Source organism: Hymenobacter caeli (assembly GCF_013294115.1).
GTDB classification, from domain to species: domain Bacteria; phylum Bacteroidota; class Bacteroidia; order Cytophagales; family Hymenobacteraceae; genus Hymenobacter; species Hymenobacter caeli.
In genome coordinates this window covers 26,327-38,720 of record NZ_JABSNP010000031.1, presented here as the reverse complement: position 1 = coordinate 38,720, position 12,394 = coordinate 26,327, and the positions used below count along the sequence as shown (strand labels likewise).

At 65.1% G+C, this 12,394-nt stretch carries 14 protein-coding genes; 3 read left to right on the top strand and 11 right to left on the bottom strand.

Annotated elements, in window-relative coordinates:
• Nucleotides 1-110: 110 nt before the first annotated feature.
• From lgt to HNP98_RS20725, 8 genes are all read right to left on the bottom strand, one after another.
• Entirely contained in the window at nt 111-1,154 is a 1,044-nt protein-coding gene (gene lgt, locus HNP98_RS20760; protein ID WP_173812092.1) for a prolipoprotein diacylglyceryl transferase, read from the bottom strand.
• 127 nt (nt 1,155-1,281) lie between these two features.
• Nucleotides 1,282-1,575 carry a hypothetical protein gene (locus HNP98_RS20755; RefSeq protein WP_173812091.1) on the bottom strand — a complete coding sequence of 98 codons (294 nt, stop codon included), beginning with the start codon at nt 1,573-1,575 and terminating at the stop codon, nt 1,282-1,284.
• 13 nt (nt 1,576-1,588) lie between these two features.
• The gene (locus HNP98_RS20750; protein WP_246275265.1) at nt 1,589-2,203 is read right to left on the bottom strand and encodes an RNA polymerase sigma factor; all 615 of its coding nucleotides are present in this window, start codon (nt 2,201-2,203) and stop codon (nt 1,589-1,591) included.
• 240 nt (nt 2,204-2,443) lie between these two features.
• A complete protein-coding gene (gene nadE / locus HNP98_RS20745) occupies nt 2,444-4,435 on the bottom strand; it encodes an NAD(+) synthase (protein WP_173812090.1) in 1,992 nt (663 codons plus the stop codon).
• A 196-nt stretch (nt 4,436-4,631) separates the two neighbouring features.
• Nucleotides 4,632-5,054, bottom strand: a complete 423-nt coding sequence (locus tag HNP98_RS20740) for a hypothetical protein (RefSeq protein ID WP_173812089.1) — start codon at nt 5,052-5,054, stop codon at nt 4,632-4,634.
• A 33-nt stretch (nt 5,055-5,087) separates the two neighbouring features.
• On the bottom strand, nt 5,088-5,813 hold the full coding sequence (rnc, locus tag HNP98_RS20735; RefSeq protein WP_217425861.1) for a ribonuclease III: 726 nt from the start codon (nt 5,811-5,813) through the stop codon (nt 5,088-5,090).
• 17 nt (nt 5,814-5,830) lie between these two features.
• Complete coding sequence (gene fabF / locus HNP98_RS20730; protein WP_173812088.1) at nt 5,831-7,078, bottom strand: beta-ketoacyl-ACP synthase II; 1,248 nt, start codon at nt 7,076-7,078, stop codon at nt 5,831-5,833.
• A 95-nt stretch (nt 7,079-7,173) separates the two neighbouring features.
• Nucleotides 7,174-7,410, bottom strand: coding sequence for an acyl carrier protein (locus HNP98_RS20725; RefSeq protein ID WP_169532328.1), 237 nt, complete (start codon nt 7,408-7,410; stop codon nt 7,174-7,176).
• A 170-nt stretch (nt 7,411-7,580) separates the two neighbouring features.
• Between HNP98_RS20725 and HNP98_RS20720 the strand changes: the two genes are divergently transcribed.
• Nucleotides 7,581-8,012, top strand: coding sequence for an IPExxxVDY family protein (locus tag HNP98_RS20720; RefSeq protein ID WP_317171168.1), 432 nt, complete (start codon nt 7,581-7,583; stop codon nt 8,010-8,012).
• Between the two features lie 69 nt (nt 8,013-8,081).
• Entirely contained in the window at nt 8,082-9,521 is a 1,440-nt protein-coding gene (pyk, locus tag HNP98_RS20715) for a pyruvate kinase (RefSeq protein ID WP_173812087.1), read from the top strand.
• Between the two features lie 287 nt (nt 9,522-9,808).
• On the opposite strand, the gene rpsT is transcribed toward pyk, so the two are convergent.
• A complete protein-coding gene (rpsT, locus tag HNP98_RS20710; RefSeq protein WP_173812086.1) occupies nt 9,809-10,066 on the bottom strand; it encodes a 30S ribosomal protein S20 in 258 nt (85 codons plus the stop codon).
• A 240-nt stretch (nt 10,067-10,306) separates the two neighbouring features.
• Between rpsT and HNP98_RS20705 the strand changes: the two genes are divergently transcribed.
• Complete coding sequence (locus tag HNP98_RS20705; protein ID WP_173812085.1) at nt 10,307-11,293, top strand: YheT family hydrolase; 987 nt, start codon at nt 10,307-10,309, stop codon at nt 11,291-11,293.
• Between the two features lie 10 nt (nt 11,294-11,303).
• On the opposite strand, the gene rsmG is transcribed toward HNP98_RS20705, so the two are convergent.
• Both rsmG and HNP98_RS20695 read right to left on the bottom strand, forming a co-directional pair.
• A complete protein-coding gene (gene rsmG / locus HNP98_RS20700; RefSeq protein WP_173812084.1) occupies nt 11,304-11,933 on the bottom strand; it encodes a 16S rRNA (guanine(527)-N(7))-methyltransferase RsmG in 630 nt (209 codons plus the stop codon).
• Between the two features lie 90 nt (nt 11,934-12,023).
• Entirely contained in the window at nt 12,024-12,359 is a 336-nt protein-coding gene (locus HNP98_RS20695) for a hypothetical protein (protein ID WP_173812083.1), read from the bottom strand.
• Nucleotides 12,360-12,394: the final 35 nt, after the last annotated feature.

Sequence of the window (12,394 nt, the reverse complement as noted above, 5' to 3'; positions counted from 1 at the left end):
GTGGTGACTTCGTCGGGGGTTAAGGCAAGGGGGGCACGCATGCACCAAATTTAACGCCTCCGTTTTTATGCGATTACTTTTGCGCGACTACTTAAGCTGTTGAAGCGCCGCTACTTGCGGCCCGCCAGCGGCGTAGCGGCCGGGGCCCCGGCGGCGGCATCGGCGGCGTCCAGGTCGCGCGGGGCGTAGCCGTAGGGGTTGTTGGGGTCTTTGCCGGCCCGCCACAGCACCCAGATGCCGATGAGAATGAACGGGATGCTGAGCAGCTGGCCCTGGTTGAGGACGTTGCCGTTTTCGAACGATACCTGGTTTTCCTTGAGGTATTCAATCAGGAGGCGGAAGGTGAAGAGCAGCACCACGAACAGCCCGAACAGCTGCCCGCGCGGGGTTTTGTCCTTCGTGCGGTTCCACATCGAGTAGAGCAGCACGAGCAGGAACACGCAGAACAGCGACTCGTAAATCTGGGTGGGGTGGCGCGGCACGGCCATCGGCGCGTCGGGGGCCACGGGGGTACCGGCGGGCAGCAGGCGGTAGCCGGCGGTGCCATCGACCAGCTGCACGGGCACGGCGGCCACCTGCACGGCCCCGGCGGGCAGCGGGTGGGCGGCGGGCACCAGGTGCTCCGCGTCGCGCGGGAAGGTGAAGGCCCAGGGCGCGTCGGTGGGCTTGCCCACGATTTCGGAGTTCATCAGGTTGCCCATCCGGATGCAGGCCCCGCCCAGGGCCACCACAATCACGATGCGGTCGAGCGTCCAGAGGTAATCGAACTTGTTGTTGCGCGAGAACAGCCACACGGCCAGCAAGATGCCGATGGTGGCCCCGTGGCTGGCCAGCCCGCCGTGCCAGATGCGGAACACCTCCAGCGGGTCTTTCAAAATGGCCGGCTCGTAGAACAGCACGTGCCCCAGCCGGGCCCCCACGATGGTGCCCACCAGCATGTACACGGTGATGACATCGACCCAGGCGGGGGAGGTTTTCTCCGACTTGTAGATGTGGCTCAGCACGAAGGTGCCCAGCACGAAGGGGGCCATGAACAGCAGCCCGTACCAGCGCGGCGTGAGGGGCCCCACGGTTAGCCCGAACACGTGCCAGGGCCCCGCCGTGAAGATGGTGGGGTCAACGTTCCAGAAAACACTTGCGAGCAAAGACGACATGCGTAGCGAAAGTAAAAGATGGTTTCAAAGGTACTCAGCCCCCGGGCTTGCGGCCGGGCCGGCCGTTTTGGGCCCCCGGCGGCAGGCCCGGCCGAGGTCCCAAAACGGCCCAGCTAAAGGGGGCAAATCAGCGCGGGAGCAGCCGCGGCGAGCTGGCAGCTTGGCCCCCCCGCGCGGCCGGGCGGAACGTGGCCCCGTCGCCGCTGAGGGCCAGCACCACCCCGCCGAGCAGCACGGCGTAGGCGGGCCGGCGCAGCCAGCCGGGCAGCGCGACGGCGGCAGCGGGGGCCCCGGCGGCGAGCCGGGCGTGCACCCGCTGGTAGAAATACGGGCGGGGCTGGGCCGGGGGTTGGGCGCGCAGCTGGCGCAGCAGGTCGTCCCATTCTTCGTCGGGAGCCGGGCGGGCGGGGGCGTTAGACATGGCGGACAGAGGGTTACAGTTGTTGACGGAGGGTTTGGCGGGCCCGGAACAGCAACGATTCCACGGCGGGCACGCTGGTGCCGAGCACGGCCGCGATTTCTGCGTAGCTTAATTCCTGCTCGTGGCGCAGGGTGAAGGCCACCTGCTGCGCGTCGGGCAGGCGGGCCACGCGGGCCAGCAGCAGTTGCAGCTGCTGCTGGCCTTCGAGCAGGGCCAGCGGGTGCGCGTGGTCGGGCGGGTGGTGCAGCACAGCGTTGTTGAAGCCCAACAGGCTGGTGACGTAGGCCAGGCGCTTTTTGGCGCGGGCCCGCCGGCGGTTTTTCAGGGCCCCCGAGGTGGCCAGCTGGTAGAGCCAGGTGCTGAGGGCGGCCTCGCCCCGGAACCGGCCAATGGTCTGGTACACTTCCACAAACACCTCCTGGGCCACGTCCTCGGCCTCCTCCGGTGAGCGCAGCAGGGCCAGCGCCGTGCGGTACACGCGGCCCTGGTGGCGCGCCACCAGGGTGCGAAATGCGGCCTCACTGCCGCGCTGCAACTGCGCCACCAGTTCGGCATCGGCCACCGGGGCGCTGGCCGGGGCAGTTGCGGGCGGGCCGGGGGCCTCAAGCAGCGGAACGGGGTGGGCCAAGGCAGAATAATCGGTAAGGGGCGCTCTTCGCACCGGCCCGCGCCACAGCGGCTGAGGTTTCGGATGGTTAGGCCCTACCTAACCCCAGAACTTGCGCCGCCGCCCAAATTTATCACACAAGCCACTGACTGGCAGCACAATTATTTTCAAACAGCTTCGCCCGGGCAAGTCGTAAACCACCCGGCAGCGCGAACCTTTGCGGCTCCCGCGACTTGGTTGCTATCCATCAGCCCGGGGGCCCTACAGCGCCGCCAGCTCGGCCCCGAAGCCACCGCTGAGGATGGGGAAGCGCAGCCACGAGCGCGGGTCCACGTTGTAATCGTCGAGGTGAAAGCTGGGGGCGTACCGCTCGCGCTTCCACTGGTTGCGGCTCCAGAGGGTGTAGAAGCGGCGCACGTAGGTGCGCAGCTGCCCGGCGTCGGCCCCCGGGGTTTCGGCCACCAGCTGGGCCAGCACGGCGGCGGGCGCCAGCCGCTCGTAGAACGCCAGGCGCTCGATGCGGTTGAGCAGCGGGTAGGGCATGAGGTCGCGCTCGTCGGTTTGCCCGTCGGCCAGGGGGCGCAGCTCGGCGGTGGGCTGGAGGGCGTTCACGTGGCGCAGGGCCCCGTAGCCCAGCTCGGTTTCGGCCCAGCGCAGCCACTGCTTCACGAAGGCCTTGTCGACGCCCGCGATGGGCGAGATGCTGCCGGCCGTGTCGCCGTCCATGGTGCAGTAGCCCACGCTGGCCTCCGAGCGGTTGGAGGTGGTGAGGAGCAGGCAGTTCTGCACGTTGGCCAGCAGCCAGATGCCCGGGGCCCGCACCCGCGCCTGGATGTTTTGCAGGGCCAGGTCGTCGGTGTCCCAGGCCAGCGCACGGCCCAGGGCCCCCGAGATTTTGCCCACGTAGCCGGCCACCTCGTCGTCAATGGTCCAATGGAAAAACCGGGCCCCCAGGCTATCCGCTAGCTCCTGGGCCGACTCAAACGTGTCGTCCGACGAGTTCACCGTGCCCTGGTACGCGCACGTCAGCAGGGCGTTGACGAGCTGCTGGTTTTCAGTTAAAGGAGGATCGTTTAAGGTTAAGACATCCGCTTTTCCATTCGGTCCTCCCCCCGCCCCCGTGCTTCCCAACGCTTCGCTTTCTACTTTCAGCTCGCTCCGCACCACTTGCGCCGCTACCCCACCGGCCCCGGCCTGCTCCACCACAGTTTCGGCTGCCGCCGGGAAGCAGCCGCTGCGGCGCTTGAACTCCGCCACGCCCAGCTCTTCCACGCCCAGGCGCACCATCTCGGCCACGCCCACGGCGCAAAAGCACGAGTCGGCCCCGCCGCTCAAACTCAGCACGAAGCCGCGGCTGCGGGCCTTGCGCAGGTAATCGAACAGGGCCAGGCTCATGGCCTGGTTGAGTTCCTTGTACTCGTCGGGCGCGGGCAGCGGCACGATGTCCGCGGCCGGGGCCAGGTCCTGGCCGAAGTCCACGTCCACCCACTCCAGGTCCACTTCCTTGAAGCTCAGCAGCTGGTTGCGCCGCAGCAGGTGGCCGTTGCGGGCCACCAGTATTTCACCGTCGTAGATGATGCGCCCCGCCTCGTTGCCCAGCAGGTTGGCGTAGAGGTAGGTGCAGTGGAAATTGCGCGAGGCCTTGAGCACCAGCTGGTAGCGCAGGTCCGTCTTGCTCATGGCGAAGTGGCTGGCCGAGGGGTTCACAATCAAATCCACCCGGCCGCGCAACCGGCAGGCCGGCCGCACGTCGTCGGCCCGCCAGGCATCCTCGCAAATCTCAAACCCGAACTTCATCCCGCGGTGCTCAAAGGTGAGGTCGCCCAGCGGCCAGGTTTCGGCCCCCAGCGTCACCGCTATCGTCTCGCCCGCCGCCCACGGCACGAAGAAGCGCGGCTCGTAGTGCACCCCGTCGTTGGCCAGAAATTGCTTGGCCGCGAAGCCCAAGATTTGCCCGTCGCGCAGCACCGCCGCGGTGTTGTAGGTGCGGTGGTGGAGCCGCACGGGCAGGCCCACGCACACGCAAATCCCGTCCGTCCAGGGCCGGACGTCCTGCAACCGCGCCAGGGCCTCCGCCGGCAGCCAGTCGCTCAGGAACAGGTCTTCGCAGCCGTAGCCGGTCAGGCACAGCTCGGGCAGGCACAGCAGCTCCACGCCCGCCGCCCGGGCCTGCTCAATGGCCGCGCGGATGGTGCGCAAATTATTTTCCCAGTCGAACGGGATTTGGTTGAGGGCAGCACCGGCGATACGCATGATGTTCAATACTGATTTATTAGTTAACAGAAATCAGCCCCATTGTTTACGAGGCCAGGTTTCGGCTCCGGCTGGTTGCCAATATCCTAGTGGCTAACTCACTACCTTCCGCATAAACAGTAGGCTTTCTGCCGATGGCATGCAGGCCGTGAGCCATTTGTTCTGCCAGTTCAATAATTTCTTCGGCCTTGGGTGGCTAAAAGTTGTACGCCAGCTCAGCATCTACATATACCGGGGCTACGAAACAATTTCTAAACTCCTGGGTGGCAGTAGCCGCTTGTAACACTTTCCAAGCGTGCATTATCTCATCGTAGTCCCGGCTACCTGGCTCGAAAAACAGCCGTACCAGTATATGCGGCCGGCAATTCCAGCCAATGGACACCTCCGTAGCGTAGCCCCCCGTTGTCCCCACAAACGCTAACGGCACTTCTGCTGCTTTACCGACTAATTCTCCCGCAAAAGCATTCGTGACGGCGCGAAATTGCCATTTCTCCAGCTCCACCAGTGGCCCGTGCTGCATCAGCAGCTTCTTTTTCTTAGGCCCCCAGATGTTATTCTGATACCAGAAAAGCCCGGCAACAAAGCTGATACCGATGATGAGGATGACAGCTATGTCCATAATCACGTCGCACCCGTAAGCCAGCCGCGAAAGCTAATCCACCCCCAGCGCCGCCAGGGCCCGCTCGGCGGCCAGCTGCTCTGCCTGCTTCTTGCTCAGGCCCATGCCGGTGGCCACTACCTCGTCGTCGAGCAGCACCGTGGCCGTAAACTCCATCGTGCCGCCCGGCCGGGCCTCGCCGCTGAGGTCGTAGCGCAGGTTTTTGCCCTGGCGCTGGGCCCACTCCACCAGCTTGCTCTTGAAATTGGCCGTGGTGGTGGTGAGCGTGTGCACGTCCACGAAGCCCTTCACGAGGCGGGTGAGGATGAACTTGCGGGCCGCCCGGTAGCCCAAATCCAGGTACACGGCCCCCACCAATGCCTCCAGCGCGTTGCCGTTCACGGAGCGCGAGCGGGCCCCGCGGCCCTGGGCCGCGTCGAGCTGCACCAGCTTGTCTAGCCCCAGCTTCAGGGCAATGCCGTTCAGGCTCTCGCGGTTGACGATGCGCGAGCGCACCTCCGTCAGGAAGCCTTCCTGCTCGTAGGGGTACTTCTGAAACAGGTACTCGGCCACCACGGCCCCCAGGATGGCGTCGCCCAGAAACTCCAGCCGCTCGTTGGTCTGGTGGCGGCCCTTCTCGGGCTGCGCCCGCACCGCCGACGAGTGCGTGAACGCCAGCCGGTACAGCCGGGCGTTGCCGGGGGCCTGGCCGGTCACCGTGCCCACGGCTTTGCGAAAAGCCTTGTCCGAACCGAGCAGCCGCGAAATGAAACCTAGCAAAGCGAAGCGGGCAAGAATTACAGCTTGCGGAAAATGACCGACGTGTTGTGGCCCCCGAAGCCAAAGGTGTTGCTCATGGCCACGTTCACCGCGCGGGCCTGGGCCGTGTTGGGCGTGAAGTTCAGGGCCTGGTTGATTTCCGGGTCGGGCGTGTGCAGGTTGATGGTGGGGGGCACCAGGCCGTGCCGAATGGCCAGAATGCTCGCCACGGCCTCGATGCCGCCGGCCCCGCCCAGCAGGTGCCCGGTCATGCTCTTGGTCGAGGAGATGTTCAGCGCCGCGGCGTGGGCCCCGAACACGGTTTCGATGGCCTTGATTTCGGCCCCGTCGCCGAGCGGCGTGCTCGTGCCGTGGGTATTGATGTAGTCCACGTCCTCGGGCCCGATGCCGGCGTCGCGCAGGGCGTTGCGCATCACCAGCACCACGCCCGAGCCCGACGGGTCGGGGGCGGTGATGTGGTAGGCGTCCGACGACATGCCGCCGCCGATGACTTCGGCGTACATCTTGGCCCCGCGGGCCTTGGCGTGCTCGTACTCTTCGAGCACCAGGGCCCCCGCGCCTTCGCCCAGCACGAAGCCGTCGCGGTCCTTGTCGTAGGGCCGCGAGGCCGAGGCCGGGTCGTCGTTGCGCTCACTCATCGCTTTCAGCGCATTAAAGCCGCCCACGCCCGACTCGGTGATGGCCGCCTCCGAGCCGCCCGTCACGATGGCGTCGGCCAGGCCCAGGCGGATGTTGTTGAAAGCCGCAATCAGCGCGTCGTTCGACGAGGCGCAAGCGGAGGTGGTGACGAAGTTGGGGCCCCGGAAGCCGTTTTTGATGGAGATGTTGCCCGACGAGGAGTCGGCAATCATGCGCGGGATGAAGAAGGGCGAGTAGCGCGGCGTGCCGTCGCCGCGCTCAAACTGGAAGCACTCCTCTTGCAGCGAGCGCAGCCCGCCGATGCCCGAGCCCCAAATCACGCCCACCCGGTCCTTGTCCACGCCTTCCAGCAGGCCGGCGTCGGCAATGGCCTCGTCGGAGGCAATGACGGCGAATTGCGTGAAGAGGTCCATCTTGCGGCCCTCCTTGCGGTCGAAGTACGTGTCGGGGTTATAGTCCTTTACTTCGCAGGCAAAGCGGGTTTTAAACTTGCCGGCTGGGAAACGGGTGATGGCCGCAGCGCCGCTCACCCCGTTTTTCAGGCCTTCCCAATAAGCCGGGACCGTGCTGCCAATCGGCGTGATGGCCCCGAGGCCGGTAACGACAACGCGTCGGATAGACGACATAAGCAAGCGCCAGCGGCGCAAAAAAGGGGCAGACTAAAACCACGAAACCGGCCGGCGGCGAGCCGGCCGGTCATGGCAACTATAAAGCGTAAAGATTACTTGGCGTGCTCTTCGAGGTAGCTGATGGCCTGGCCCACGGTCTGGATGTTCTCGGCCTGGTCGTCGGGGATGCTCACGTTAAACTCCTTCTCGAACTCCATAATCAGTTCCACCGTGTCGAGCGAATCGGCGCCCAGGTCGTTGGTGAAGCTGGCTTCCGGGGTTACCTCCGAAGCTTCGACGCCCAGTTTATCGATAATGATGGCTTTTACTTTTTCTGCGATTTCAGACATTTCCGTGGGGTTTAAAAAGGATTACGGCGCAAAGTAACGAGAGATTTTCTAACCGGGGCCCGGGTCCGGCCCCGAAACGCGGGTGTAAGATTGTGGTCCGGGCCCGCGTGCGGGGCCCCAATCGCGCTTAGCTTTGCCCCGGCCGTGCCCCGCGGCCGCTGCCCGCCGCCGTGACGAAGATTTTTACCCTGGACGTGGAGATGGCCTGCGATTTCGACCTTTTCGGGCTCGTGTCCAGCGCCCGCGACTACTCGCTGGCCTGGGCCCTCAACCGGGCCCTGCGCCTGCGCCTGCGCCGCCAGCCCGACCTGGCCCTGCCGCTGGCCGGGCGCGAGCAGCTCGTGTTCAGCTACTACTTACACGCTACGGAAGTGCTCACGCTGCGCCTGTTCCGCAACCGGGCACTGGTGCCCTCTGCCCTGCCCAAGCCCTTTCTGGCCCCCGACGTGAAGGAGTACGACTACCTGCTGGCCGTGCGCAACGGCTGCGACGGGCTGGCCGGCGCGGCCCTGGTGGCCCGCCTCACCGCCCTCGACGCGGTGCAGTACGCCGCCCAGTTCGACCCCAATACCCTTAAGTACAAAGAGAACTTGATTTTGTAGGGCCCGCCGGGCCGGGCCGGGCCGGTTCCTTTTTCTTAAACTTGCAGCCCGAACCCCCTCTCCCCTTTCATGGAAAACCGTCCCAGCTTTAACAAAACCAAAATCGTGGCCACCGTGGGCCCCGCCTCCAACACCTACGAGCGCCTCGGCATGCTCATCCGCGAAGGCGTGGACGTGTTCCGGCTCAACTTCTCGCACGGCAAGCACGAAGAGCACTTAGAAGTCATCAACCTGGTGCGCCGCCTCAATAAGGACCTGCGCACCAACGTGGGCCTGCTCCAGGACCTGCAGGGCCCCAAGATTCGCCTCGGCGACGTGGAGGGCGGCGGCGTGGAAATCAAGCGCGGCGACAAAATCAAGCTCGTGTGCGGCGAGAAAGAAATCAGCACCGCCACCCGCCTGAGCACGATTTACCTGGGCCTGGCCCGCGACGTGAAGCCCGGCGACATGATTCTCATCGACGACGGCAAAATCGAACTGAAGGTACTGGCCACCGACCGCGCGGCCGAAGTGGACGTGGAAGTCATCTACGGCGGCCTGGTGAAGCCCCGCAAGGGCATCAACCTGCCCGACTCGAAGGTATCGGCCCCGAGCATGACGGAGAAGGACATCGAAGACCTCAAGTTCGGCCTGGAAAACGACGTGGACTGGATTGCCCTGAGTTTCGCGCGCCGCGCCGAGGACATCCGCTTTATTAAGCAGCTCATCGCCGAGGGCGGCAAAACCACGCGCGTGGTGGCCAAGATTGAGACGCCCGAGGGCCTGGAAAACCTCGACGAAATCATCGCCATCACCGACGCCGTGATGGTGGCCCGCGGCGACCTTGGCGTGGAGGTGAAGATGGAGGAAGTGCCGATGGCGCAGAAGATGATCATCGCCAAGTGCAACGCGGCCGGCAAGCCCGTCATCGTGGCCACCCAGATGATGGAGTCGATGATTACGGCCCCGCGCCCCACCCGCGCCGAAACCAGCGACGTGGCCAACGCCGTGCTCGACGGGGCCGACGCCGTGATGCTGTCGGCCGAAACCGCCGTGGGGGCCTACCCCGCCGAAGTCATCCGCTCGATGGTGGGCACCATCATGAGCGTGGAAACCCAGAGCCCGAACCTGTTTTACCGCTGGCGGCCCATCGACCCCGCCGCGCCCCAGTTCATGGCCGACAGCGTGCTGTCGGCGGCCTGCCACCTGGCCAAAAACACGGGGGCCAGGGCCATCACCGGCCTCACGCACAACGGCTACACGGCGTTTCAAATCTCCAAGTACCGGCCCAAAGCCAACATCTTCATCTTCACCGACAACCGGGCCCTGCTCACCGCCCTGAGCCTGGTTTGGGGCGTGCGCGGCTTCTACTACGACCGCTACATCAGCACCGACAGCACCGTGGCCGACATCCGCTACGTCCTCCAAACCACCGGCCACCTGGCCACCGGCGACGTGTTCATCACCACCGGCTCGATGCCCATGCAGGAAAAGGGCAAGGCCAACATGGTGAAAGTGACCGTGGCTTAGGCCCTAAACCGCAGATTTCAGCAGGATTCTGCTGGGCCTACCGGTTATTTGGTTCTAAAAAGGGGCCCCGGCTGCGAACAGCCGGGGCCCCTTTTTGTAGCATGGCCGCCGCGTAGCCGTCTGCCAGCGGGTTATCACCCTGGCCGCGACCCCGTGAGCCCGCGGCCACCGCGGGTACCTTCGCACCCTGAACGCACAAGAGGCCCCGTTTCCAGTTGGAAACGGGGCCTCTTGGTATAAGACGGAGGACCGGACCTTGGGGCGGCGCAGCCCGGCCCTCCTATTCGTTACGCGCTGAGCGCATTAACGAACTTCGTGAGCTTGCTTTTGTTGTTAGCAGCTTTATTTTTGTGGATAATGCTCTTTTTAGCCAAACGGTCCAGCATCGACGATACCTTCTTCAACAAGTCCAAAGCGGCCGTTTTGTCGGTGGTGGCGCGCAGCTTTTTGATGGCCGTGCGGGTCGATTTGTGCTGGTAGCGGTTCAGTACGCGCTTGGCTTCGTTGCTGCGGATGCGCTTGAGAGCCGACTTATGGTTTGCCATGAGAAGAAAAAACTATCGAAAACGGCCGGTAAGCCGGGTCTTTTTGCGTTTGGGAGAGCAAAGGTACGGAACATTTCTATTCCTGCAATAGAAAGTTCGGAAAATTCCCGAACCGTTCTGCTTGCACGGCTGTGTTCGATTAGTTTGTAACAGAAGAGCGAAGCCGCCGACAAGCCAATTCTTCGCCACCTTGTGAGTGTACAATTATTCAGCGGCCGACTGCCGCGCTTCTCAGGCCCCATGCCCTTGCTTTCCAACCCGGCCTACCAGCCGCCGCGCTACTTATTTAACGGCCACGTGCAGACCATCGTGCCCAGCCTGTGGCGCTCGGTGCCCGAGGTAGCGTACCAACGCGAGCGGCTGGAGCTGGACGACGGCGATTTCCTCGACCTGGACTGGAGCCGGCTGCCGGCCGGGCGCGTGGCCCAGGGCCTGGCCATTGTGTCGCACGGCCTGGAGGGCAGCAGCGGCAGCGCTTACGTGCGCGGCATGGTACGGGCCCTCAACCGCGCCGGCCTCGACGCGCTGGCCTGGAACTACCGCACCTGCGGCGGCGAGATGAACCGCCTGCTCCGCTCTTACCACCTCGGCGACACCGGCGACCTGGCCCGGGTGCTGCGCCACGCCCTGGCCCCGGGCCGCTACCCGCGCGTGTACCTGACGGGCTTCTCGGCGGGCGGCAACGTGACGCTCAAGTACCTGGGCGAGGCCCCGGCGCAGGTGCCAGCCGAGGTGCAGCGGGCCGCCGTGTTCTCGGTGCCCACCGACCTGCGAGCCAGCTCCCTGCACATTGCCCGGCCCCAGAACCAGGTGTACCTACGCCGGTTTTTGAAAACGCTGCGCCAGAAAATCCGCGACAAGGCGGCCCTGCGGCCCGGCGAAGTAGACCTGGCGGGCCTGGACGAGCTGCGCGACTTCCCGCAGTTCGACGACCGCTACACGGCCCCCATGCACGGCTTCGCCTCGGCCGATGCGTACTACGCCTTCGCCAGTTCGGGGCAGTACCTGGCGGCCATCCAAGTGCCCACGCTGCTGGTGAACGCCGAAAACGACCCGTTCCTGCCGCCCTCGTGCTTTCCGCGCGCGGTGGCGGCCGCCTCCCGGTTCGTGTACCTCGAAACGCCGCCCGGGGGCGGGCACGTGGGCTTCGGCGAAGGGGCTCCCGACGGCGCGTACTACTCGGAGCGGCGGGCGGTGGAATTCCTGCTGGGGCCCCTACCCGCCTGATTGCCTGCGATTAGCGGGCCCGCGAGTTGGCGGGCACGAACACGACCTTCTTGGTTTCAAAAAACTCCTCAGGAAAAAACTGCGCCAGTTCGGTGACGGTGGCCACCAGGCCCGACTCGGCAATTTCCTCGGCCAGGTCGCCGCCTTTGAGCAGGTACATTCCGCTTTCGCGCAGGCCCTTGGGCTTGAACAGGTGGGCCACCCACGGGTGAAAGGTGGCCAGCCGGGCCACGGCGCGGCTCACCACGAAGTCGTACTTGGGGCGCAGCTGCTCGGCGCGGGTGTGCTCGGCCGTCACGTTGTCGAGGCCCAGGGCCCCGGCCAGGTACTGCACGGCCCGGATTTTCTTGCCGATGCTGTCCACCAGGTGGAAGTGCACCTCCGGGAAGGCAATGGCCAGCGGCAGGCCCGGCAGGCCCCCGCCGGTGCCCACGTCGAGCACGGCGCTGCCCTTCGGGAACTGCACCACCTTGGCCAGGCCCAGCGAGTGCAGCACGTGCCGCTCGGCGAAGTTGTCCACGTCGGCCCGCGACACCAGGTTCACCTGCTCGTTGATGGCCCGGAACTCGGTTTCGAACTGCTTAAAAAGCTGGAGCTGCTGGGGCGTGAACTCGGGGAAGTGCTGCTGGAGGAGATTCATGGGCGCAAAGGTGCACGGTTCGGCGGCTTCACATGGGTTGCTGGAGGCCCGGCACCTACCCGAATGGCGCGAATCCTGCTCGCTACGGACTCAGCGCCGGCCAATGCGCCACGCTGCCACTATTCCCACGATTGCTCCAACGACTGCGCCCGCCGCGGACGCCACAAACGGCCCGATGAAGACCACCACGGCCAGCAGCAGCGTCTTGATTGTTTGCGCATTTTGGGTAGCGGGGAGTTTGTTTACCCCATGCAGCAGCGGTAGCAGTAGCGCATTGGCCCCGGCAAAGCCCAGGGCCGCGCCCACTGCTACTCCGAAAACATACGGCGCGGCGTTCCGCCACCGGGTGAAGCGCAGCACCACCCCAGCGGCCAGCGGCAACAGCAGCCCCACTACGAAAACCGGCAGGATAAAGAAATACGGCATCGTGCTTTCAATAGAAATTGAGGGTCCTGGCCGGC